Genomic DNA, 22,284 nt, shown 5'->3' on the forward strand with positions numbered 1-22,284 from the left:
ATGACCGGGACGACGACGCCCCCCGCCCCGGCCGGGCCGGAGTGCGGCACGGTCCGCGCCCGCACGGGGGAGACGGACCTGGAGCTCTACACCGCCACCGCCCTGCGGGTGGCCGGGGAGGTGATCGGGCGGTATTCGACGTCGTTCTCCTGGGCCTGCCGGGTCCTGCCCCCGGACGCCCGCCGGGACATCGCCGCGATCTACGCCATGGTCCGCGTGGCCGACGAGGTGGTGGACGGCGCCGCCGAGGAGGCGGGGCTCCCCGTCGCGCGGGTGGCCGCCGGGCTCGACGCCTACGAGCGGGCCTGCGAGGACGCCATGGACACCGGGTTCTCCACGGACCTGGTGCTGCACGCCTTCGCGGACGTGTCCCGCCGGCACGGCATCACCGCCGAGCTGACCCGGCCGTTCTTCGTCTCCATGCGCGCGGACCTCACCGTGGCCGAGCACGGGGAGGACTCGCTGGCCGCGTACATCCACGGCTCCGCCGAGGTGGTGGGCCTGATGTGCCTTCAGGTGTTCCTCTCGATGGACGGCACGCGCGCGGACGGCCCCGCCGACCGGGCCGCCCTGCGCGCCGCGGCCTCCCGGCTGGGGGCCGCCTTCCAGAAGGTGAACTTCCTGCGGGACCTGGCCGCGGACCACGACGCCCTGGGCCGCACCTACTTCTCCGGGGCCGCCCCGGAGGCGCTCACCGAGGAGCGCAAGGCCGAGCTGCTCGCGGACCTCGACGCGGACCTGGACGCCTCCCTGCCCGGCATCCTCGCCCTCGACCCCCGCGCGGCCCGGGCCGTGCTGCTGGCCCACGGGCTGTTCGCCGAGCTCTCCCGGCGCCTGGCCGCCACCCCCGCCGCCGAGCTGGCCCGCCGCCGCGTGCGCGTGCCGGACCCGGTGAAGGCCCGGATCGCCGTCCGCGTGCTGGCCGCGTCCCCCGTGGGGATCGGCCGCCGCGGACGCCCCCTTCCGGCGGGGTGCGCCGAGGACCTCGCCGCTCACCAGGACGGAGACCGCCGACCATGACCCCCACCACGCCCGCCGCCCGCCCCGCCGCCGCCCCCTCCGGGTCCAGGCGCGTCGTGGTGATCGGCGGCGGATTCGCCGGCCTGGCCACCGCGGGCCTGCTCGCGCAGGACGGCCACCGGGTCACCCTGCTGGAGAAGAACCCCGTGCTCGGCGGCCGGTCCGGCCGCTGGTCTGCGGAGGGCTTCACCTTCGACACCGGCCCCTCCTGGTACCTCATGCCGGAGGTGATCGACCGCTGGTTCCGCCTCATGGGCACCTCCGCGGACGAGGCCCTGGACCTGCGCGCGCTCAGCCCCGCCTACCGCGTGTACTTCCAGGAGCACGCCGCCGACGACGCCGCCGCGCCCGGTGACGGGTCGACCCCCGGCGCCCGCGCGCCCCTGGACGTGGTGTCCGGGCGGGAGGAGTCCCTGGCCCTGGCCGAGGAGCTCGAGCCCGGCGCCGGCGGCCGGCTGGCGGCCTACCTGGACTCGGCGGAGCGGATCTACGCGCTGGCCAAGCGCCGGTTCCTCTACACCGACTTCCAGGACCTCACCGAGCTGCTCCGTCCGGACGTGCTGCGGGCCCTGCCCGCGCTGGCTCCGCAGCTGCTGGGGGACCTGCGCGGCTTCGTGGCCCGCCGGTTCGAGGACGGCCGCCTGCGCCGCGTGCTCGGCTACCCTGCCGTGTTCCTGGGGACGTCCCCGGGGAAGGCGCCGGCCATGTACCACCTGATGTCCCACCTGGACCTCGCCGACGGCGTCCAGTACCCGATCGGCGGGTTCGCCGCGCTCGTGGACGCCATGGCGGAGCTCGTGCGGGCCGCGGGCGTGGAGATCGTCACCGCTGCCGAGGTCACCGCCGTCGACGTGGTCTCCGACCCCCGTCCCCGCGGTCGCCTGCCCCGCCTCCTCGACGGGGCGCCCCGGCCCTGGGAGCCCCGCACCCCCGCCGGCGGCCGGCGTCGCTCCGGCCACGTGCGCGGGGTGTCCTGGCGCGACGCCGAGGGCGGGTCGCACCGCCTGGACGCGGACGCCGTCGTGGCCGCCGCGGACCTGCACCACGTGCAGACCGCGCTGCTCCCCGGGGACCAGCGCGTGGCCGAGCGCACCTGGGACCGCCGCGACCCCGGCCCGTCCGCGGTGCTGGTGTGCGTGGGCGTGCGCGGGCGGCTGCCCGAGCTGCTGCACCACACGCTCCTGTTCACGGAGGACTGGGACGAGAACTTCCGGCGCATCGACGAGGGCGAGGACCTGCAGGAGGAGACCTCCCTGTACGTGTCCATGACCTCGGCGACCGACCCCGGCGTGGCCCCGGAGGGGGACGAGTCCCTGTTCCTGCTGGTGCCCGCCCCCGCCGTGCCCGAGTGGGGCCGCGGCGGCGTGCGCACCCCGGAGGAGGACCGCGCCGGGGACGCGCAGGTGGAGACCGTGGCCGACCGCGCCCTGGCCCAGCTCGCCCGCTGGGCCGGCGTCCCGGACCTGGGTGAGCGGATCGTGGTGCGCCGCACCTGGGGCCCGGCGGACTTCACCGCGGACGTCCACGCCTGGCGCGGCTCCCTGCTGGGGCCGGGCCACGTGCTGCGCCAGTCCGCGCTGTTCCGCCCGCCGGTGCGGGATCCGCGCGTGGCAGGGCTCGTCTACGCCGGCTCCTCCGTGCGACCGGGGATCGGGGTGCCCATGTGCCTCATCTCCGCGGAGCTGGCCCGGGACGCCGTCTCCGGGGTCCGCCCGGGCGGAGCCGCGCCTGGGGCGCCGGCGATGGCGGGGCGCTGATGTACCTCGCCGCGCTGCTGCTGCTCTGCGGCTGCTACCTGGCCATCGACGCCCGCTGGCGGCTCGCGCTGTTCTCCGCGACCCCGGGGCGGGCGCTGGCCGTGCTGGCCGCCGGCCTGGCGTTCTTCCTGGCCTGGGACCTGACCGGGATCGCCGCGGACGTGTTCTGGCACGGCGCCGACGACGTCTCCGTGGGGCTGTTCCTGGCCCCCGAGCTGCCGGTGGAGGAGCTCGTGTTCCTGTGGTTCCTCTGCCACCAGACGCTCGTCTATGTGGAGGGCCTGCCGCGGCTGACGGCGTGGGCGCGCGCCCGCCGCGCGGGACGGGGCGAGGGGGCGACGGCGTCGTGACCTACCTGACCATCAGCCTGCCCTTCCTCGCGGTCGCCGCGGCGGTGCTGCTCGCCTCCGCGCTCACCGGTCGCCTGGACCGCCGCCGTCGCCTCGGCCTGGTCCTGGCCGTGGCCCTGCTCGTGGTGCTCACCGCGGTGTTCGACTCGGTGATCATCGGCCTCGGGATCGTGGACTACACGCAGGCCAACATCAACGGGGCCCGGATCGGCCTGGCCCCCGTGGAGGACTTCCTGTACCCGCTGGCGGGCGTCGCCCTGCTCGGGGGGCTCTGGACCCTGGTGCGAGGAGGCACCCGATGATCCGCACGCTCTTCTGGGCCTCGCGCCCCGTCAGCTGGGTGAACACCGCCTACCCGTTCCTGGCGGCCGTGCTGCTGACCGGCGGGCTGCCCTGGTGGCTCGTGGCCCTCGGCGGGTTCTTCTTCCTGGTGCCCTACAACCTGGCGATGTACGGCATCAACGACGTCTTCGACTTCGAGTCCGACCTGCGCAACCCGCGCAAGGGCGGCGTCGAGGGCTCGGTGCTCGCGGATCCGGCCGTCCGCCGCCGGGTGCTCGCCTGGTCCGCGCTGACGCCGGCGCCGTTTGCGGCCGTGCTCGCCGGCCGGTCCGTGCTGCGGGGGGAGTGGGCCGCCGTCGCCGTGCTGGCGGTGAGCCTGTTCGCCGTGGTGGCGTACTCCTGGGCGGGGCTGCGCTTCAAGGAGCGGCCCTTCCTGGACGCGGTGACCTCGTCCACGCACTTCGTCTCCCCGGCCGTGTACGGGCTGGTGCTCGCCGGGGCCGAGTTCACCCCGGCCCTGTGGTCCCTGCTGGGCGGGTTCTTCCTCTGGGGGATGGCCTCGCAGATGTTCGGCGCCGTGCAGGACGTGGTCCCGGACCGCGAGGGCGGGCTGGCCTCCGTGGCCACCGTGCTCGGCGCCCGGCCCACCGTCCTGGCCGCCGCCGCCCTCTACGCCGCGGCCGGGCTGCTCATGCTCCCCACCGACTGGCCCGGGCCCCTCGCCGCGCTGCTGGCTGCGCCCTACCTGCTGAGCACCCTGCGCTTCCGGCACGTCACGGACGCCACCTCCGGCGAGGCGCACCGCGGCTGGCGCACCTTCCTCTGGCTGAACTACCTCACCGGGTTCCTCGTCACCCTCCTGCTGATCTGGTGGGCGCTGGTCCGCTGAGTCAGCCGGCCCGGCGGTCCAGGGGGCTGCGGCGCAGGGGCAGGCGGTCGGCCAGCGCACGGACCAGCCCGCGGGTGCGGCGTCGCGCGCCGCCGGTGCGCCGGCGCTCCGCCTCGGCCAGGATGTTCGCGGCCATCTCCGGGAACACCACCGCGTGGAACGGGAGGATCGCCGTCCAGTAGGCGCGGCCCAGGAGGCCGTCGGGCATGAAGATCGCGCGCTGCCGGTACACGGAGCCGCCCTGCTCGCGGGGCTCCGTGGTCAGCTGCAGCCAGGCCCGGCCGCCGGCCTTCATCTCCGCGCGCAGGGTGAGCCGGTGCCCCGGATCCACCTCCTCCACGCGCCACCAGTCCACGGCGTCGCCGCGGCGCAGGTGGTCCTGGTCACGGCGACCGCGCATCAGGCCCGGGCCGCCGACCACCTTGTCCATGTACCCGCGGACCTTCCACAGCAGCGGCGTGGAGTACCAGCCGTTGCGCCCGCCGATCGACTCGATCACCGGCCACACGTCCTCCGGGGCCAGGTCCGACTCGCGCTCGCGGTCGTCCGTGTACACCGTGTGCCCGGCCCACTCGGGGTCGGAGGGCAGGGGGGCGGCGGGGTCGGAGGAGTCGTAGACGTCGGCCTCGAAGGTGACGTCCAGGGGCCCGTTCTTCTCCGCGGCCAGGGCGCGGCGCACGGCCTCCTTGTAGGAGGTGAGGCCGCCCTCCGGGGCGGGGATGACGTCGCGGATCGCATGGTCCTCGACGACGGCGTCCTCGGCGAGGGAGGCCGCCAGCGGCAGGGCCACCTTCACGGGGATGGGGGTGACGACGCCGACCCACAGCCCCGCCAGCCGGGACAGGGGCAGCGGCGTGGGGATCACGATGCGCTTCGAGAGCCCCGCGACCTCCGCATAGTCCACGAGCACGCTGGCGAAGGACTGCGGGCGGCCGTTGCCGATCTGCGCGTGCAGCTGCACCGGCTCCTCCAGGGCGCACGCCTGGACGAGGTAGTGGAGGACGTCGCGGACGGCGATCGGCTCCACGCGGTTCTTCAGCAGGGACGGGCCGGGCATGATCGGCAGGCGCTCGGAGAGGTGGCGGATCATCTCGAAGGACGCCGATCCGGAGCCGATCACGACGCCGGCCTCGAACGTGAGCGCGGGTGTGGCGGCCGCCTCGAGGCGCTCGGCCACGAGGGCGCGGGAGCGCATGTGGTCGGACAGCTCCTCCACGGGCTTGCCCGCCGGGTGGAGGCCGGAGAGGTACACGAGCTGGGTGATCCCGGCCTCGTCCGCGGCGGTGGCCACGATGTCCGCGATCTTCTGCTCCTGCTCCACGAAGTCGCCGCCGGCGCCCATGGAGTGCACCAGATAGAGGGCGGTGTGCACGTCCTGCATGGCGGCCTTCACGAGGTCCGGCTTCTCCAGGTCCAGCTCCACGACCTCCACGCGGTCCGACCACGGGCGGTCCTCGAGGTCGCGGGGGGTCCGTGCGCCCGCGCGGACGCGGAAGCCGGCGGCGAGCAGCTCGGGGATGAGGCGGCCGCCGACGTATCCGGTGGCGCCGGTGACGAGGACGCGGCGGTCGTGGCCGTCGGGGAGGGCGAGGCCGAGGGGGGAGAGGCTCGCGGTGGTGGCGCCGGTCCCGGCAGGGGTGTCACCGGAGGCGGCGGCGCTGGTCAGGCCGCTGCCCCGGGAGGTCGAGGGAGTGCTCATGCGCCCAGGGTAGGGACGGAGGGGCACGGCGCGGCAGGTCCTGGCGACGCCGTGAAAGACTGACCCCTATGGCACCTGGCGTCTCCGGCGATCCCCTCCCGCACCTGCGGACCGAGGCGATCCGCGCCCTCGTGGGCCCCACGAGCGCGGACCGCGGCTTCGACATCGCGGCCGAGGGCGGCGTGCTCCGGGTGACCTACGACGCCTCCCGCCTGCGCCTGACCTCCGCCGTGCGGGGGACCGCGCCGCAGCCGTACCGGCAGGCCGTGCGCCTGCAGCCCTCGGGGGAGACCGGCCCGGACGGCGAGCCCCTGCTGGAGCCCACCGCCGGCCGCTGCCAGTGTCCCGTGGGCGAGGACTGCAAGCACGTGGCCGCCGCCCTCTACGAGATCACCCGCCGCCACGCCGACGCCGCCCGCCACGCCGCCCGGGAGGAGCTCGCCTCCCGCGTCACCACGGCGGACCGCCTGCCCTCCCCGGAGCGGGCGGGCGCCGCCCCCGCCCGCCCGGACGCGCCGGCCCCGGAGGCCGGCCTGCCCTGGCGCGGGGTGCTGGAGTCCCTCGCCGGGCTCGACGGCGGCCCCCGCCGCCTGGCCCCGCCGCCGGACCTGGCGATCGGCGTCGAGCTGGTGGCGGAGTCCTCCCGGAACGCGTTCGCCCAGTGGGGCCCGGCTCCGGCCGGCGAGGAGCACCTGCGGGAGGCCCGCCTGCTGTACGTGATCGTCCGCCCGCTCAAGCGCGGGGCCAAGGGCACGTGGATCAAGGGCGGGCTCACCTGGAAGGCGTTCCAGTTCCCGCGCGCCGAGTACGACCCCGCCCAGGAGCGCGCCCTGCGCCTGATCTGGCGGCAGCTGCAGGCGGAGGACTCCTACCCCACGGAGGGCTGGTTCGGCCTGCACGCCTTCGACTCGCCGCGGATCTGGCAGCTGCTCGCGGAGGCGCAGGAGGCCGGCGTCGAGCTGGTGCCGCAGGGGATCCTCGCGGACGTGGTCCTGGACGCGCCGGTGGAGGTGGGCCTGGACGTCGCCTCGGCCCCGGACGGCGGCCTGGAGGTCGCCCCGTCCCTCGCCCCGGCCGGCGGCGCCGGGGAGGGCGCCCCCGCGGACGACGCCGCCGCGCGCCCGGACGCGGAGCGGCTGCGGGACACCCACGCGATCGGGTCGATCGGGTTCTACCGGGCGGACGAGGAGGAGGACGGGACCTGGACCCTGCACCTGCTGCCGGCCGTGCGTCGGGTGCCGGAGCCGGTCCAGGAGATGGTGCTGGCCGGGCGGCCCGTGCACGTGCCCACCGCGGACCGGGAGGAGTTCCTGGGCCGGATCTACCCGCGGCTGCGCGCCGCCCTGGACGTGGGCAGCGCGGACGCCTCCGTGGAGCTGCCCGAGTTCGAGCCACCCGTGCTGCGTCTGCAGGCGGACTTCCGCCCGGGCCACCGGCTGGTGCTGCGCTGGTCCTGGCTGTACTTCGACCCGCCCCGCGAGCTCGGCCTCGGCCACGACGGTCTGCGGGACCCTCGCCACGAGGAGGCCGTGCTGCGCGCGGCCGCCCAGGTGTGGCCGCGCGTCGGGCGGGCGGAGGAGCAGGAGCTCGAGGGCGTGGGCGCAGCCCGGTTCTCCGAGTCCGTCCTGCCGCAGCTGCAGCGGCTGGACCACGTCCGCGTGGACGTCACGGGCGAGCGCCCGGACTACCGGGAGCTGAAGGCCGCCCCGCGGATCGAGGTGTCCACGAAGGCCGCGCAGAACGACTGGTTCGACCTCGGCGTGCAGGTCTCCGTGGACGGGCACGTGCTGCCGTTCGTGGAGCTGTTCACGGCGCTCGTGCACGGCAAGACCACGCTCATGCTCCAGGACGGCACCTGGCTGGGTCTGGACCACCCGGCGTTCGACCGGCTGCGCGCCCTGCTCTCCGAGGCGGCCGCCCTGCAGGAGTGGACGCCCGAGCACACCACGCTCTCCCGCCACCAGGTGGGCTTCTGGGAGGACCTCAAGGAGCTCGCCGACGAGGCCGAGGAGGACCCCGAGTGGACGGCCGCCGTCGGGCGGCTGGCCGCCGTGGAGCGCCTGCCCGAGGCCCCCGCGGTGCCCGGGCTCAAGGCCGAGCTGCGGCCCTATCAGGAGGACGGCCTGCGATGGCTGCGCTTCCTCCACGACCAGGACCTCGGCGGGATCCTGGCCGACGACATGGGCCTCGGCAAGACCGTCCAGACCCTCGCGCTCATGGCCTACGCCCGGGCCGAGCACCCGGACCGGCCGCCCTTCCTGGTGGTGGCGCCGTCGTCGGTGCTGTCCGTGTGGGCGTCCGAGGCCGCGAAGTTCACCCCCGGCCTGGACGTGCGCGTCCTGGACACCACCACCCGCAAGCGGGGCACTTCGGTGACGGAGGCGGCGGAGGGCGCCGACGTCGTCGTCACCTCCTACACGCTGCTGCGGATCGACGCCGCCCAGCACGCGGACGCGTCCTGGGCCGGGATCGTCCTGGACGAGGCGCAGTTCCTGAAGAACCGCGCGTCCAAGGTGCACCAGGTGGCCCGGGACCTGCGGGCGCCGTTCCGACTGGCCATCACGGGCACCCCCATGGAGAACTCGCTCAGCGACCTGTGGGCGCTGCTGGAGGTCGTGGTCCCGGGCCTGTTCCCGAGCCACCGCCGGTTCCGCGAGACCTACGTGACCCCCATCGAGACCGGGGAGCACCCCGAGCGCATGGCCTCCCTGCGCCGACGGGTGCGCCCGTTCATGCTGCGCCGCTCCAAAGAGCTCGTGGCCAAGGACCTGCCGCCCAAGCAGGAGCAGGTGCTCCGCGTGGAGCTCGACGCCGCCCACCGCAAGGTCTACGACCGGGTGCTGGCCCGCGAGCGCCGCAAGGTCCTCGGCCTGCTCGGGGACATGGACGGCAACCGGTTCACGATCTTCAAGTCCCTGACGCTGCTGCGCATGCTGGCGCTGGCCCCGCAGATCGTGGACCGCGAGTACGCGGCCGTGCCCTCCTCCAAGCTGGAGCGGTTCCTGGACGACCTCGAGGAGGTGCTGGCCGAGGGGCACCGGGTGATCGTGTTCAGCCAGTTCACGTCCTTCCTGCGGGTGGTCGCCGAGGAGCTGGACGCGATGGAGGTGGAGCACGCCTACCTGGACGGCTCCACCCGGAACCGCGCCGAGGTGATCCAGGACTTCCGCGAGGGCGACGCCCCCGTGTTCCTGATCTCCCTGAAGGCGGGCGGGTTCGGCCTGACGCTGACGGAGGCGGACTACGTGTTCCTCATGGACCCGTGGTGGAACCCGGCGGCGGAGAACCAGGCCGTGGACCGGGCGCACCGCATCGGCCAGGAGCGGACCGTGATGGTCTACCGGATGGTCTCCGAGGGGACCATCGAGGAGAAGGTGCTGGAGCTGCAGCAGCGCAAGGCCGAGCTGTTCGGGGCGCTCATGGACGAGTCCGACGACTCCGGCGCCGGCGCCTTCACCGACTCCCTCACGGCGGACGACATCCGGGAGCTGCTCGGCGCCGAGGAGTGAGGGCCGCGGCGGGGCGGGCCGGACGTTTTCGTTCGGGGAACGGCCGCGTGTCGAGACGTTTTCGTTGATGAGACGGCGGCCCTCCCGCCCGTTTCGTCGACGAAAGTGGTCCCCGGGGCGCCGTTTCCCGAACGAAAGCGGGGGGTAGCCTCGGGCCATGCGTCGCCCGTCCCGTTCCAGCACCGCCGTCCACGAGGCGCTCGAGCGGATCGCCGCCTGGCATGCGGCGCGTGGCCTGGCCTGACAGGCTGCGCCGCGCGCCGCACTGGCCGGTGACTCAGCCGCCCAGCCGGTAGTGGCGCTCGAGCGGCGTGCCGTTGACGGCCCGGTCGCCGAGCAGTCGGGCGCGGTAGATCAGCGGGTTGTGGCTGGCGAGCACCCGCGCATTGCGCCAATGCCGGTCCAGCCCGCGCGTGCGCAGCGTCGCGGAGGCCCCGCCCACCTCGAACAGGCGGGTCGCCGCGTCGAGGGCAGCCCGGGCGATCACCTGCTGGGCGGCGTAGACGGCGGTGTACACCGCGTCCACCTCGGCCTCGGCCAGGGGCGCGCCCGCCGCCTCGGCCCGCAGCGCCCGGTCCAGGGGCCCGACGACGGCGTCGAGCGCCGCCTGCGCCCCGAACGCGGCGGCCTCCAGCTCGCCCACCACCTGCAGCACCTGCGGATCGTCACCGGGCCGCGGGGCCGCACCGTGGGAGAAGCCGCGCGTACGGCCGGCCACATAGGCCGCCGCGTCGCGCACGACGGCCCGGGCGATGCCCGTCAGGCCCACCAGGTGGACGAACTGGAAGATCGCCTGCGAGGCGAAGATCGACGAGCCGTCGTCCAGGGACTGGCCCACCGGCGTGAGCTCCTCCGGATCCACCACCACGTCCGTGAACTCCGTGGTCCCCGAGGCGGACAGCCGCTGACCGAATCCGTCCCAGTCGTCATGCAGGGTCACCCCCGGGGCGTCCGAGCGCACGGTCGCCGCGCGCTCGGCACCGTCCTCGTCCTCGACGACGACGATCGTCCAGTCCGCGTACAGCGTCCCGGTGGAATAGGCCTTGCGACCGTTGACCACCGCCGAGCCGTCCGGACGCGTCGTCAGGCGGGTCTCGTAGTGGCCGGTGCGGTTGCCGATCTCCGTGGTCGCGTTCGCGACCGTCTCACCCGTGGCGAAGCGGTGCAGCCACCGCTCGCGGCGCGGCCCGTCCGGCGAGCCGAGCACCGTCTCCACGTTCACCACGTGCACCCGCAGGGCCTGCAGCACGTTCGAGTCGGCCTCGGCGAGCTCCACGTACAGGCGCGCGGCCTCCGGGAACGTCAGGCCGGCCCCGCCCGCGTCCTCGGGCACGCGCAGCCCCGGGAAGCCGGCGGCGGCGAGGCGGTCCGTGGCCTCACGATCGGTCACGCGTTCACGGTCCCGCTCGGCGGCGGTCTCGGCGAGCCAGGCGAACACGGGGGCCAGCCGTGCGCGGGCGGCGAGGAACTGGGGCCGGTCGGCCGGGTGCGCGGTGGTCGGCACCCCCGAGTCGGCGGTCCCGACGTCGGCGGGACGGGAGATCGTGTCGGTGCGGTCGGTGGTCGTCGTCATCTCACTGCTCCTTCGTGGCGGCGGGGGTCGAGGGGGACGGGGAGACGCTGTCGCGGGACGGATCGGCGTCGGTGGACGATGCGGTCTCGACCGCGTCCGCGCTGTGCGGGGCGGGGGTGCCGTGCAGCAGGCACTCCCCGATCTGGCGGCGGCGGTGCGGCAGGGGCGTGTGACTGGCCAGCACCCGCGCGTTGCGCCAGTGCCGGTCCAGTCCCGGGCCCGCGACGACCGCCGACGCCCCGGCCGTCTCGAACAGGTCGGAGGTCAGCCGCAGCGTCAGGTCGGCCGCCACGGAGGACGCCGAGGCCGCGGCGACCCAGGCCTCCGTGTGGGCGGCCTCGAAGGCCTCCGCGGCGCCGTCGTCCGGGGACTCGGTCGCGGCCGCGCCGATCGCGGGAGCCGCACCGGCCGCGGCGGTGTACGCCGCCTCGAGGGCGGGGACCGCGCCGAGGACCACGGAGCGCAGCGCCCGGACCTGCGCCGCGGCGGCGCCGAGCTGGTGCTGCAGGACCGGGTCGTGGGCGGGGCTGGCGCTCGCGGCGTGCTGGTAGGAGCGGGAGCGGCGGCGGAGGATCTCGGCGAAGTCGTCGAGCGCGCGCTGGGCGATGCCCGCCTGGGTGGCCGCGAGGATGAGCCACAGGAACGGGTAGCCGGGGGCGGCGGCGGGGCGCTCCAGGTCGACGCGGCGCCAGGCGGGGGCGGGCGCGTCGGTGTAGACGGTGGTGCCGGAGGCCGTGCCGCGCTGGCCGATGCCGTCCCAGTCGTCGCGGGCCTCGACGCCCGGCCCGGCCACCTCGACGACGAGGGGCTGCAGGGCCCCGGCGTCGTCGTGGGCGGCGACCAGGGTCCAGTCCGCCAGCAGGGTGCCGGTGGAGTACTGCTTCGTGCCGGTCAGCAGGAACGCCTCCGGGTCGCGCGGGTCTCGGCGGGCCGTGACGCCCGGCAGGCCGGTCGCGGCCGGCGGGTCCACGAGTGCGTTGGCGAAGACCTTCCCGGCGGCCACCTCGTCCAACCACCAGTCGGTCAGACGCGGGTGGACGTCGCGGGCGACCTGCTCCGTGAACATGAAGTGCCCGTGGAGGGCCTGGGGGAGGTTCGCGTCGGCCGCGGCGAGGTCCACGAGCAGGTCGAGGAGCTGCGTGAGGGTCGCGTCGGAGCCGCCGCGCTCCCGCGGCAGCCGGAGGGCGGTGAAGCCGGTCTCGGCGAGGAGGCGCACGGCCGCATGGGGCGGGACGGCCGCGTCCCGCCGCCGGGCCTCGTTCGCGGCGATCCGGGCGAAGACGGGGGCGAAGCGGGCGCGGAGTTCTGCGGTGTCGGGGGCGTCGGCGGCGGAGGTCGGTGCGGGACGGTCGAGGACGGGAGTGGTCATGGGAGGTCCTTCCGTGGGCAGGTGGGCCGACCGTAGGCATCCGTGCCGGGCTCGCCCCAGCCCGCCGACGGGTGGCGTCACGCGCCGGTTCCCGCGACGGGGGCGCGCCGTCGGCGCCGCAGGGATGACGAGCCGCATCCGCCGCCTTCTCCGCCACCCTCGCCGCCGCGGCCATCGCCCTCACGGCGTGCGGCGGGGACGCCGTCCCGTCCGGCCCGACGTCGGCACCCGCCGCCGCCTCGGACGGCGCCGAGTCGCCGTCGGGTGAGGCGACGGCGGCCTCCTCCGTCTCCGAGGAGGACCGCGTCGACCCGACCCGGACCACCGAGGTCTCCGCGGTGACCCCGCGCATCCTGCTCTCGCACGAGGACGGGCTCACGCTGCTCGACGCCGAGTCCGGTGAGGTGGTGAAGGAGCAGGACGTCGCGGGCTTCACGCGGCTGAGCAACGCCGGCAACGGCAAGGACGTCCTGGTGACCACCGGGAACGGCTGGGAGGTGTTCTCCACCGGCATCCAGGCCAAGGCCCACGGCGATCACTTCCACAACTACGAGTCCGCGCCCGGCATGACCGGCGTGACGTTCCCGGGTGAGCACCCCGGCCACGTCGTCACCCACAACGGCAGGACCACCCTCTTCGCGGACGGCACGGGCGCGATCCGCACCTTCGACTCGGCCCACCTGGACAAGGCGACCCCGGACCTCATGCCCGTCATGACGGAGGCCGAGACCGAGGACCCGCACCACGGCGTGGCGCTCGAGCTCTCCGACGGCACCCTCTTCACCACGCAGGGCACCGAGGACTCCCGGAACACGCTCCAGGTGATCGACCCGACGGCCGGCGAGGTCAAGGCCGAGACCGACGACTGCCCCGGCAGCCATGGCGAGGCCGCGGCCCAGCCGACGGAGGCGGGCGACGTCGTCGTGATGGGCTGTGAGAACGGGCCCGTCGTGTACCGGGACGGCGAGTTCCACAAGGTGGACGTCGAGACCGAGTACCAGCGCTCCGGGAACCTGTTCGGGCTGCATGACTCGCCCATCGTCCTGGGGGACTACAAGGTCGAGGAGGAGCCGAAGGAGGCCGTCGAGCGGCCCACGGAGATCGCCCTCATCGACACCCGCACCGATGAGCTCACCACCGTGGACCTCGGCTCCTCCTACTGGTTCCGCTCGCTCGGCCGCGCCGAGGACGGCTCCGCGGTCGTGCTGACCTACGACGGCGAGGTCAACGTGATCGACGAGGAGACCGGTGAGGTCACCGCCGAGTACCCGGTGATCGAGCCGTGGAAGGAGAAGGACGAGTGGCAGGAGCCCGGCCCGATCCTGAAGGTGGCCGGGAACACCGCTCACGTCACCGACGCAGAAGCCCAGAAGCTCGTGGCCGTCGACCTGGAGACCGGTGAGACCGTCCTGGAGAAGGACCTGGAGTTCGCCCCGGTCGAGATGGCCGTGGTCACCGGCCAGCGGGAGTCCGTGAAGCCCGAGGAGGCCGCGGACGCCGAGTCCGGCCACGACGAGCACACCGACCACGATCACTGATCGGGCCGGACATGGCGGCGGGGGTCAGCGCCGCGCGGCCGTGGCCCCGCCGGAACCGGGTCCGACGCATCGGTGGGGTGTCCGAAGCGCGGGGCGGTCGGCTGGAGCGCGAACACGAGGAGTGTGAGCGGCCCGACCAACGGCACCAGCCCGACGAACAGCCACGCGTGGCTGAAGCCGGCGTCGTGGAGGCGCCGGGCGAGCAGGGCGAGCGATGGGAGTGCGTGCGTGATCCCCACCAGGAGGACGGCCACGTCCCGGAGGGACAGGTCCGGGGAGCCGAGGATGAACACGTCCAGGGCGGTGGACACGAAGTGAACGGCGGTCTGCAGGAGTCACACGCAGAGCGCCGCGAGCCAGAAGTCGGCGCGGGAGGCGCGCCCGCTGAACTGCGCGTAGCCGGCGTAGTAGCGGCGGATGGCCTGACGCATGGTCATGGTCCGGCCCTCAGTCTTGCCGAGGGGACGCCAGCAGCCCCTGTGCCGCCATTGCCCCGTCGATCAGCCCGCCCGACACCACCGGGTGCCGGAGGTGGCCGACCCCGCGGACGGGCGGGTCGTCGTCGTGGTGGGTCGGCCGCATGGGGCGGGCCGTGGTCGTGGCCGTCATGGTTCCCCCTCGCATCACGTGTGACATGCGTCATCCTGCCATGGCGGGTGGACGGGTCAGGCCCCCTGTGGACAGGCCTCGATGATCATCAACGGGTGCTCCGCCGCGTCGAACGGGCGGCCGCGCCAGTCGCTCCAGACGCGGTCCACCGCCAGCCCCGCCGCCGCAAGGTCCTGGGTCACCTGCTCCACGGAGCGGAACTGCAGGTGCTCCTCACCCTCGCTGACCACGCCCTCGTCCGGATACTCGGTGCGCCAGCGGTGCACGACGACACCGTCCGCGTCCGGCGCGCTCGTCGCCTCGGACTCGACGAGGCGACCGGCCGCCGTCGTCCGTTCCGTGGGCTCCTGCTGCCAGTCCTCCCAGGCGCGACGGACGGGGTTGCGGGTCTCGAACAGCAGCCGACCGCCGGGGACCAGGCCGGCGGCGATGCGCCGCAGGGCGCCGTGCCAGTCCTGGCCGATCAGGTGCATCGCCACGTTCCCGCTCATGATCACCAGGTCCGCCGACCCCGGCTCGATCAGCTCCGCGGTGCCCCGCCGCCACTCGACGCGGTCCCCGCCGGGGCGCGCCCGGGCGACGCGCAGCATGGCCTCGGCCGGGTCGATCCCGACGACGGCGCGGTCATCGCCGGTCAGCGTCACCGTGAGCGATCCGGTGCCGCAGCCGAGATCGACGATCCGCCGGGCGCCGGACTCCTCGGCCGCCCGGCGGACGTACGCGTGGTCCTCTCCGGGCGGGTTGTCGAGGTCATAGAGGGCGACGACGCGGTCGTCGTCGTAGGCGCGGCGGTTCGTCTCGGCCGGGTCCAGATGCATGGACGGCACCGTATCTTGAAGATGACTGCATGCACCGCCAGCTGGACCACGAGGAGTTCGACCAGCGGCTCGAGCGCTGAGCCGCCGCCGTCGCCGCTGAGCCGCGCCGCGGTCCGGCCGCCCACGCCACGAAGACGCAGAAGCGCCTGGCCGGCTGGGCGCAGGGCGTGTCTCCTCGATGGGCACGCACCCATGGCGGCAGTTCAGTGCGTCATGCCTCTTGGCCGTGGCTGCTGTAGACCACGATCGGCGCCCCACTGGGATCACGCGTGCTCTTCCACACGGTCATGCCGATTCGTTCGGCCACGCGACGGGAAGCCATGTTGTCGGGGTTGATGATCGCGGTGACCATCGTTGCGCAGAGGGTCTCGAACCCGTATCGCAGGCAGGCAGAGGCCCCCTCGGTTGCCAGTCCTTGTCCCTGGCGTTCTGGCAGGACGTGGTAGCCGACCTCGAGGACCTCCTGGCCGTCGACGTTCTGCCAGGTCAGGCCGCAGTCACCGATGAAGTCGCCGGTGGCCCGGTGTTCGATGACCCACAGGCCGAACCCATGCTCGGCGTAGTTGTCCTTCGACCAGTTGATCCACCGCTGCACCTCGTTGCGCGACTTGGCCCGCGGGTAGTAGCGCATGACCTCCGCGTCTCCGAGGAGCCTGCACATGTCGTCGAGGTCAGCGTCGGTCATGCACCGGAACGTGAGTCGATCTGTGGGTTGCGGGATCACCCGACGACCTTACCGACGGCACTGAACCGGCTTCTTGTCTTCGGCACGTGCGTGAACCCCCCCCCCCCGCGGTCCGCCGCGCTCACCCCACGAAGACGCAGAAGGGGTGGCCGGCCGGGTCCGCGAACACGTACAGGGGTTCCTCCTCGTCGTCGGAGCGGTCCAGGACGAGGCGCCCGCCCAGGCGCAGGGCGTGGTCGTGGGCCGCGTCGAGGGAATCGCGGTCCGGCACGGTGAAATCCAGGTGCAGCTGCATCGGCACCTCGGGTGACGGCCACGTGCTGGGCTTCAGTTCCTCGGTGCGCTGGAATGTCAGGACGCGGCGGCCGTCGTCGTCCAGCAGCACGAGCCAGTCCGCGCTGTCCGGCTCGCGACCGTCCGCGAGCTCGTCGCCCGTGCGGTAGTGGAGACCGAGGAGCTCGCGGTAGAAGTCCGCGACGGAACGGATGTCGACGGCGTCGATCACAGGCTGCTGGAGCACGGGGCGGCTGACCATGGCCACACCTTAAGCAACCTCGGTGTCCGCGTCAGCGTCTCGGCCTCAGTCGACGTCGTCGAGCCCCGCATCCACCCACCGCGAGGCCGGCACGACGGCGGCCAGCGAGACCACCGCCAGGACCTGCCACCCCGCGAGCGCCCAGCCGACCCCGAGCATCGCCCCGAGCGCACCTCCCGCGAGGGTCGCCAGCGGCACGGAGCCCCGGGTGAGGGTGCGGCGCATCGCGGTGACCCGCCCGAGCGTGCCCTCGGGGCAGGCACGGGCGGTCACGGCGGCCTGGGTGATGTTCCCGAGCAGGACCATGAACCCCCAGAGGGCGGCGCCGGCCAGCAGCCACGGCCCGGCATGAGCGAGGTCGGCGTAGGCCAGCAGGTGCAGCCCCACGGCCACGGCGCAGCCGACCGAGCCGAGGAGGATGCACCGGCAGGACATCCAGGGCGACGTCCGTGGCGGACCGGCCACCCGCGTCGAGGGCGTTGGAGGCGACCAGCCACCGCGCCCGTCCTTCCGGCGGCGGGGCCGGTCCGCCCGGTGTGCTCTGCGTCATGCCCGGGAGTCTGACACACCCCCCCTCCACGCCAGTCCGTCACACGGGTCTGCCTCGGCCCGCCGCGCGCCGGAGAGGCTCCGGCCGGTCCCGGATGGCGCGGCGGCGGCTCATATGACGCGCGAGCCGGCCGTCCGCTGGACTCGCGGCGGCCCGCCGCGTGGGATGGGTGCACCACCCATCCAGAGCGGCCGAGAGATCTGGCTCGACGACGCCGCAGCAACCCGCCCGCCGCACCCGGACCCCCGGGAACGGCAGGTCCGGTGCTACCGCCAGGACCGATGGAGGAGAGCAGATGCCCCGTCACGCCACACAACAAGTCCACGCCGGCTACGAGCCCGCCGCACCCCACCGGCCGGTCGTCCCGCCCATCCACCAGACCACGGCGTTCCGTTTCCCGGACCACGCCACGGCGGCATCGATGTTCCGGCTCGAGACCCCCGGCTTCACCTACAGCCGCACGGGCAACCCGACCGTCGCGGTGTTCGAGAACCGCCTCGCCGCACTGGAGGGCGGCATCGGCGCGATCGCCACGGCCACCGGCCAGGCCGCCGTCGCGCTGTCCCTGCTGGCGCTGCTGCAGGGCGGCAAGCACCTGGTCGCCTCCAGCCAGCTCTACGGGGGCACCGTCGACCTGCTGACGGACACGTTCGCGGACTTCGGCATCGAGGTCACCTTCGCGGACCCGGCGGACCCGCCCGCGTGGGCCGCCGCGGTCCGGCCCGACACCCGCGCGTTCTTCCTCGAGGCCATCACCAACCCGCTCGCCACCCTCCCGGACCTGCCCGCGCTCGCGGGCCTCGCCCACGCGGCCGGTGTGCCCGTGGTGGTGGACAGCACCCTCGCGACGCCGGCCCTCTACCGGCCACTGGAGCACGGCGCCGACGTCGTCGTGCACTCGGCTACCAAGTTCCTCGGCGGGCACGGCGCGGTGCTCGGCGGCGCGATCGTGGACGGCGGCACGTTCGACTACGGCGCGGCGCCGGACCGGTGGCCGCAGCTGGCCCGGCCCAAGGCCCGCTACGGCGGGCAGACGCTGGTCGAGCGGCACGGCCGCGGCGCCTACCTGACGCTGGCCCGCAGCAAGTTCCTGCACGACCTCGGCCCCACCCTCGCCCCCGCGAGCGCGGCGCAGTTCATCCAGGGGCTCGAGACGCTCGACCTGCGCGTGGCCCGCCACACCGCCACCGCCCTGGCCGTGGCCGAACACCTGGCCGGTCACCCCGCGGTCGCGCGGGTGCACCACCCCGGCGTGGCCGGGCATCCCAGCGCGGCGCTGGCCGCCCGCGACTTCCCGGACGGCGTCGGCTCGGTGTTCTCCTTCGACCTGGCCTGCGGCCCCGAGACCGTGGCCCCGTTCCTCGACGCGCTCGAGCTGTTCCAGCTGGTGGTCAACGTCGGCGACGCCCGGTCCCTCGTCTCCCACCCCGCGACCATGACGCACTGTCGCCTGACGCGGCAGCAGCGCGAGGCCGCCGGGATCGCCGAGACCACCGTCCGGCTCTCCATCGGGCTGGAGTGTCCCGACGACCTGATCGCGGACCTGGACCGTGCCTTGGCCGTGGTGTCCGCCGCCGGGCCGGCCGTCCCCGCCGCCACGCCCGCCGTCCCCGAGACCGCCGCCGTCACCCAGGAGGTGCGCTGAGATGACCGCCGTCCACCACCCCACCCGCTCCGTCTCCCGTCCCGCCGTCCGCGGCTTCACCACCACCGCCGTGCACGCCGGCCAGGAGCCCGACCCGCTGACCGGCGCCGTGGTGCCGCCGATCTACCAGACCAGCACCTTCGTGCAGGACGGCATCAACGTGCTGCGAGCCGGGCACGAGTACAGCCGCGGCTCCAACCCGACCCGGAACGGCTTCGAGACCCAGCTCGCCGCCCTCGAGCACGGCGACCGGGCGTTCGCGTTCGCCTCCGGGCTCGCCGCCGAGGACGCCCTCCTGCGGGCCGTGCTGCGCCCCGGCGACCACATCGTGCTGGGCGGCGACGGCTACGGCGGCACCCACCGCCTCATCACCACCGTCCTCGAGCCGTGGGGCGTGTCCAACACCCCCGTGGACATCACCGACACGACGGCGGTCGCCGCGGCCGTCCGCCCCGGCCGCACCGCGCTGCTGTGGGTGGAGACGCCGTCCAACCCGCTGCTCGGCATCGCGGACCTGGCCGCCTGGGCGCAGATCGCCCACGACGCCGGCGCACTGCTGGTCGTGGACAACACGTTCGCCTCGCCCTACCTCCAGCGGCCCCTCGACCTCGGCGCGGACGTCGTGGTGCACTCCACCACCAAGTACATCGGCGGGCACTCGGACGTGCTCGGCGGCGCCGTGGTGGTGGCCGACCGCGAGTTCCGCGGCCGGGCGCTGGCCGAGGCGGTGGCCTACCAGCAGTTCGCCGCCGGTGCGGTCGCCGGCCCGCAGGACTCCTACCTCGCCGCCCGCGGCCTCAAGACGCTCGGCCTGCGCATGGACCGGCACGGCGCCAACGCCGCCGCGCTCGCGGGCTGGCTGCAGGGCCGCCCTGAGGTCGCCCAGGTCTTCTACCCCGGGCTGCCCGACCACCCGGGCCATGACCTCGCCACGCGGCAGATGGACGGCTTCGGCGGCATCGTCTCCGTGCGGCTGGCCGGGGGAGAGGCCGCGGCCCGCGCGTTCGCCGAGGCCACCGAGCTGTTCGCGCTCTCGGTCAGCCTCGGCGGGGTCGAATCGCTGCTCTGCTACTCCTCCGAGATGACGCACGCCTCCGTGCGGGGCACGCCCCTGGCCGTCCCCACGGACCTGGTCCGGCTCTCCGTCGGCATCGAGGACGTGGCCGACCTGCAGGCGGACCTCGAGGCCGGCCTCGAGTGCGCCGCACGCGTCGCCGCCGGCCGCGGGACGCCGTCGTCGTCCGCAGTGCCCCGTCCCGCCCCCGCCCACCACCGCACCACCCGCGTCCGCACCCCGGAGAGGACCCGATGAGCCACGCCACCCTTGTCCCGAGCACCGTGCCCACCCGCGTGGACGACCTGACGTTCAGCATCCACACCACGCCGTTCGACGAGGACTACACGCCCGCCGCCAGCACGCGCGCCACCACGAACTTCGCCAACCTCGCCCGCGGCGCGGACCGGCGGGAGAACCTGCGCGCCGCCCTGGCCATGATCGACGGGCGCCTCAACGACCTCGCCCCCTGGGACAACCCGGAGCGGGACCGCTACACGGCGCGGATCGAGATCGTCTCGATCGACGTGCACTTCACCGCCGACGACGGCGCGGACGTCGACTTCCCGCTCATGGAGATGCTCGACGTGCGGGTGGTCGAGCGTGAGACGGGCGCCGTGCTCGGCCGCAGTGTGGGGAACAACTTCTCCTCCTACGTCCGTGACCACGACTTCTCCGTGGTGCTGCCCGCGCACGCGGCGACGTCGCCGGGGACCGAGGAGCCCGACGGCTTCGGCGACCTGCACGGGCGGCTGTTCCGGCACCTGCTCGACTCGCAGGCGTACCGGGAGCGGTTCCCGCAGCCGCCCGTGATCTGCATCAGCGTGTCCACGAGCCGCACCTACCGGCGGCTGACGAACGAGCACCCGGTGCTCGGGGTCGAGTACCGCCAGGACGAACCCTCCCGCACGGACCGTTACTTCGGCCGGATGGGCCTGGGGATCCGGTGCTTCCTGCCGCGCGGGGCCGTGGCGCCGCTGGCGTTCTACTCGCGGGGCGACCTGCTCAACGACCACGCGAACCTCTCCCTGGCCGGGCTGATCGCCACCATGGAGACCTTCCAGCGGATATACCGGCCGGAGATCTACAACGCGAACGCCGGGGCCGGCGAGGTCTACCGGCCGCGCCTGGACCACGGTGACTTCTCGCAGACCCGGATCGCCTACGACCGCGAGGAGCGGGCCCGCCTCGGCCGGGAGCAGGGGGAGTACACGCAGGAGCACTTCGTGGGCCCGCACCGCGACCTGCTGGAGCGCTGGGCCGCCGCCCACGCCGCACGAGACACCGAGGAGACCCGATGACCACCCTGATCCCCACCACCCTCGTCGGCAGCCTGCCGAAGCCCGGCTGGCTCGCTGAGGAGGAGACGCTCTGGTCGCCCTGGAAGCTCGAGGGGGAGCGGCTGCGCGAGGGAAAGCTCGACGCGCTCGCCCTCGCCGTGGCCGACCAGGAGCGCGCGGGCATCGACATCGTCTGCGACGGCGAGCAGACCCGCCAGCACTTCGTCACCACGTTCATCGAGCACCTCGGCGGCGTGGACTTCGACCGGCGTGAGACGGTGCGGATCCGTGACCGGTACGACGCGAGCGTGCCGACCGTCGTCGGGGAGGTGGGCCGGCCGGCGCCGGTGTTCGTGGACGACGCGAAGGCCCTGCGCGCGCGGACGGACCGGCCCATCAAGTGGACCCTGCCCGGGCCGATGACCATGATCGACACCCTCGCCGACCGCCACTACGGCAGCCGCGAGAAGCTCGCGTGGGAGTTCGCGCGCATCCTCAACGAGGAGGCGCGGGAGCTGGCGGCGGTGGGCGTCGACGTCGTGCAGTTCGACGAGCCCGCGTTCAACGTGTTCTTCGACGACGTCCGCGACTGGGGTGTGGCGACGCTCGAGCGTGCGGCCGAGGGCCTGACGTGTGAGACGGCCGTGCACATCTGTTACGGCTACGGGGTCAAGGCGAACAACGACTGGAAGGCCACGCTGGGCGAGGAGTGGCGCCAGTACGAGACGTCGTTCCCGCTGCTGCGCGAGTCCACGATCGACACGATCGCCCTGGAGCGGCATCACTCCCGGGTGCCGGCGGAGCTCATCGGCCTGCTGCGCGGCAAGAAGGTGATGGTCGGCGCGATCGACGTGGCGAGCGACGAGATCGAGACGCCCGAGGAGGTCGCGGCGACCCTCCGGGAGACCCTCGAGTTCGTGGACGCGGACAAGCTGATCGCGAGCACCAACTGCGGCATGGCGCCGCTGGCTCGCTCGGTGGCGCGGGACAAGACGGCGGCGCTCGTGGCCGGCGCGCGGATCCTCCGGGAGGAGCTGGGCGGAGAGTGAGGGGGCCGGTGGCCTTGCCCGGCCGGCGGGGCCCCGTCAGGATCGCCTGCATGGATCCTGATGCGAGCCCCCG

The 22,284-nt window shown here is 74.3% G+C and carries 20 protein-coding genes; 11 read left to right on the forward strand and 9 right to left on the reverse strand.

What is annotated here, in order from left to right:
* The 5 genes from KW076_RS02970 to KW076_RS02990 are packed head-to-tail and all read left to right on the forward strand — an operon-like array spanning window position 1 to window position 4,298.
* Complete coding sequence (locus tag KW076_RS02970) at window positions 1–1,020, forward strand: phytoene/squalene synthase family protein (RefSeq protein ID WP_224356176.1); 1,020 nt, start codon at window positions 1–3, stop codon at window positions 1,018–1,020.
* A complete protein-coding gene (gene crtI / locus KW076_RS02975; protein ID WP_224356177.1) occupies window positions 1,017–2,777 on the forward strand; it encodes a phytoene desaturase family protein in 1,761 nt (586 codons plus the stop codon). The genes KW076_RS02970 and crtI overlap by 4 nt, the downstream gene beginning before the upstream one ends.
* On the forward strand, window positions 2,777–3,127 hold the full coding sequence (locus tag KW076_RS02980) for a lycopene cyclase domain-containing protein (RefSeq protein WP_224356178.1): 351 nt from the start codon (window positions 2,777–2,779) through the stop codon (window positions 3,125–3,127). Before crtI ends, KW076_RS02980 begins: the two co-directional genes overlap by 1 nt.
* Window positions 3,124–3,429, forward strand: a complete 306-nt coding sequence (locus KW076_RS02985; protein WP_224356179.1) for a lycopene cyclase domain-containing protein — start codon at window positions 3,124–3,126, stop codon at window positions 3,427–3,429. Before KW076_RS02980 ends, KW076_RS02985 begins: the two co-directional genes overlap by 4 nt.
* Window positions 3,426–4,298 carry a prenyltransferase gene (locus tag KW076_RS02990; RefSeq protein WP_224356180.1) on the forward strand — a complete coding sequence of 291 codons (873 nt, stop codon included), beginning with the start codon at window positions 3,426–3,428 and terminating at the stop codon, window positions 4,296–4,298. The genes KW076_RS02985 and KW076_RS02990 overlap by 4 nt, the downstream gene beginning before the upstream one ends.
* Window position 4,299: 1 nt before the next feature.
* Here KW076_RS02990 and KW076_RS02995 read toward each other — a convergent pair whose 3' ends face one another.
* Window positions 4,300–5,997 (reverse strand): SDR family oxidoreductase, encoded by a 1,698-nt coding sequence (locus tag KW076_RS02995; RefSeq protein ID WP_224356181.1) that lies wholly within the window; start codon window positions 5,995–5,997, stop codon window positions 4,300–4,302.
* 68 nt (window positions 5,998–6,065) lie between these two features.
* Between KW076_RS02995 and KW076_RS12570 the strand changes: the two genes are divergently transcribed.
* A complete protein-coding gene (locus tag KW076_RS12570; RefSeq protein ID WP_286670229.1) occupies window positions 6,066–9,506 on the forward strand; it encodes a DEAD/DEAH box helicase in 3,441 nt (1,146 codons plus the stop codon).
* A 277-nt stretch (window positions 9,507–9,783) separates the two neighbouring features.
* Here KW076_RS12570 and KW076_RS03005 read toward each other — a convergent pair whose 3' ends face one another.
* On the reverse strand, window positions 9,784–11,079 hold the full coding sequence (locus KW076_RS03005; RefSeq protein ID WP_224356182.1) for an acyl-CoA dehydrogenase family protein: 1,296 nt from the start codon (window positions 11,077–11,079) through the stop codon (window positions 9,784–9,786).
* Window position 11,080: 1 nt separating this feature from the next.
* Complete coding sequence (locus KW076_RS12575) at window positions 11,081–12,448, reverse strand: acyl-CoA dehydrogenase family protein (RefSeq protein ID WP_286670230.1); 1,368 nt, start codon at window positions 12,446–12,448, stop codon at window positions 11,081–11,083.
* Window positions 12,449–12,621: 173 nt separating this feature from the next.
* On the opposite strand from KW076_RS12575, the gene KW076_RS03015 reads away from it, so the two are divergent.
* Complete coding sequence (locus tag KW076_RS03015; RefSeq protein WP_434084367.1) at window positions 12,622–13,986, forward strand: hypothetical protein; 1,365 nt, start codon at window positions 12,622–12,624, stop codon at window positions 13,984–13,986.
* Here KW076_RS03015 and KW076_RS03020 read toward each other — a convergent pair.
* The 6 genes from KW076_RS03020 to KW076_RS03050 form a co-directional block, all read right to left on the reverse strand.
* The gene (locus KW076_RS03020) at window positions 13,980–14,297 is read right to left on the reverse strand and encodes a DUF805 domain-containing protein (protein WP_224356184.1); all 318 of its coding nucleotides are present in this window, start codon (window positions 14,295–14,297) and stop codon (window positions 13,980–13,982) included. The genes KW076_RS03015 and KW076_RS03020 overlap by 7 nt on opposite strands.
* Before the next feature lie 136 nt (window positions 14,298–14,433).
* The gene (locus KW076_RS03030; RefSeq protein WP_224356186.1) at window positions 14,434–14,595 is read right to left on the reverse strand and encodes a hypothetical protein; all 162 of its coding nucleotides are present in this window, start codon (window positions 14,593–14,595) and stop codon (window positions 14,434–14,436) included.
* A gap of 56 nt (window positions 14,596–14,651) precedes the next feature.
* Entirely contained in the window at window positions 14,652–15,413 is a 762-nt protein-coding gene (locus tag KW076_RS03035; protein WP_224356187.1) for a class I SAM-dependent methyltransferase, read from the reverse strand.
* 211 nt (window positions 15,414–15,624) lie between these two features.
* Window positions 15,625–16,137 (reverse strand): GNAT family N-acetyltransferase, encoded by a 513-nt coding sequence (locus KW076_RS03040; RefSeq protein ID WP_224356188.1) that lies wholly within the window; start codon window positions 16,135–16,137, stop codon window positions 15,625–15,627.
* Window positions 16,138–16,219: 82 nt separating this feature from the next.
* A complete protein-coding gene (locus tag KW076_RS03045) occupies window positions 16,220–16,633 on the reverse strand; it encodes a VOC family protein (RefSeq protein WP_224356189.1) in 414 nt (137 codons plus the stop codon).
* 45 nt (window positions 16,634–16,678) lie between these two features.
* On the reverse strand, window positions 16,679–17,068 hold the full coding sequence (locus KW076_RS03050; RefSeq protein WP_224356190.1) for an MFS transporter: 390 nt from the start codon (window positions 17,066–17,068) through the stop codon (window positions 16,679–16,681).
* A 410-nt stretch (window positions 17,069–17,478) separates the two neighbouring features.
* On the opposite strand from KW076_RS03050, the gene KW076_RS03055 reads away from it, so the two are divergent.
* The 4 genes from KW076_RS03055 to KW076_RS03070 are packed head-to-tail and all read left to right on the forward strand — an operon-like array spanning window position 17,479 to window position 22,211.
* Window positions 17,479–18,828 carry an O-acetylhomoserine aminocarboxypropyltransferase/cysteine synthase family protein gene (locus KW076_RS03055; protein WP_224356191.1) on the forward strand — a complete coding sequence of 450 codons (1,350 nt, stop codon included), beginning with the start codon at window positions 17,479–17,481 and terminating at the stop codon, window positions 18,826–18,828.
* A 1-nt stretch (window position 18,829) separates the two neighbouring features.
* Complete coding sequence (locus tag KW076_RS03060; protein WP_224356192.1) at window positions 18,830–20,140, forward strand: cystathionine gamma-synthase; 1,311 nt, start codon at window positions 18,830–18,832, stop codon at window positions 20,138–20,140.
* Entirely contained in the window at window positions 20,137–21,183 is a 1,047-nt protein-coding gene (locus tag KW076_RS03065) for a putative oxygenase MesX (RefSeq protein ID WP_224356193.1), read from the forward strand. The genes KW076_RS03060 and KW076_RS03065 overlap by 4 nt, the downstream gene beginning before the upstream one ends.
* Window positions 21,180–22,211, forward strand: a complete 1,032-nt coding sequence (locus tag KW076_RS03070; protein ID WP_224356194.1) for a methionine synthase — start codon at window positions 21,180–21,182, stop codon at window positions 22,209–22,211. Before KW076_RS03065 ends, KW076_RS03070 begins: the two co-directional genes overlap by 4 nt.
* The last annotated feature ends 73 nt before the right edge of the window (window positions 22,212–22,284 follow it).

It is taken from the genome of Micrococcus porci, from assembly GCF_020097155.1.
GTDB lineage: Bacteria > Actinomycetota > Actinomycetes > Actinomycetales > Micrococcaceae > Micrococcus > Micrococcus porci.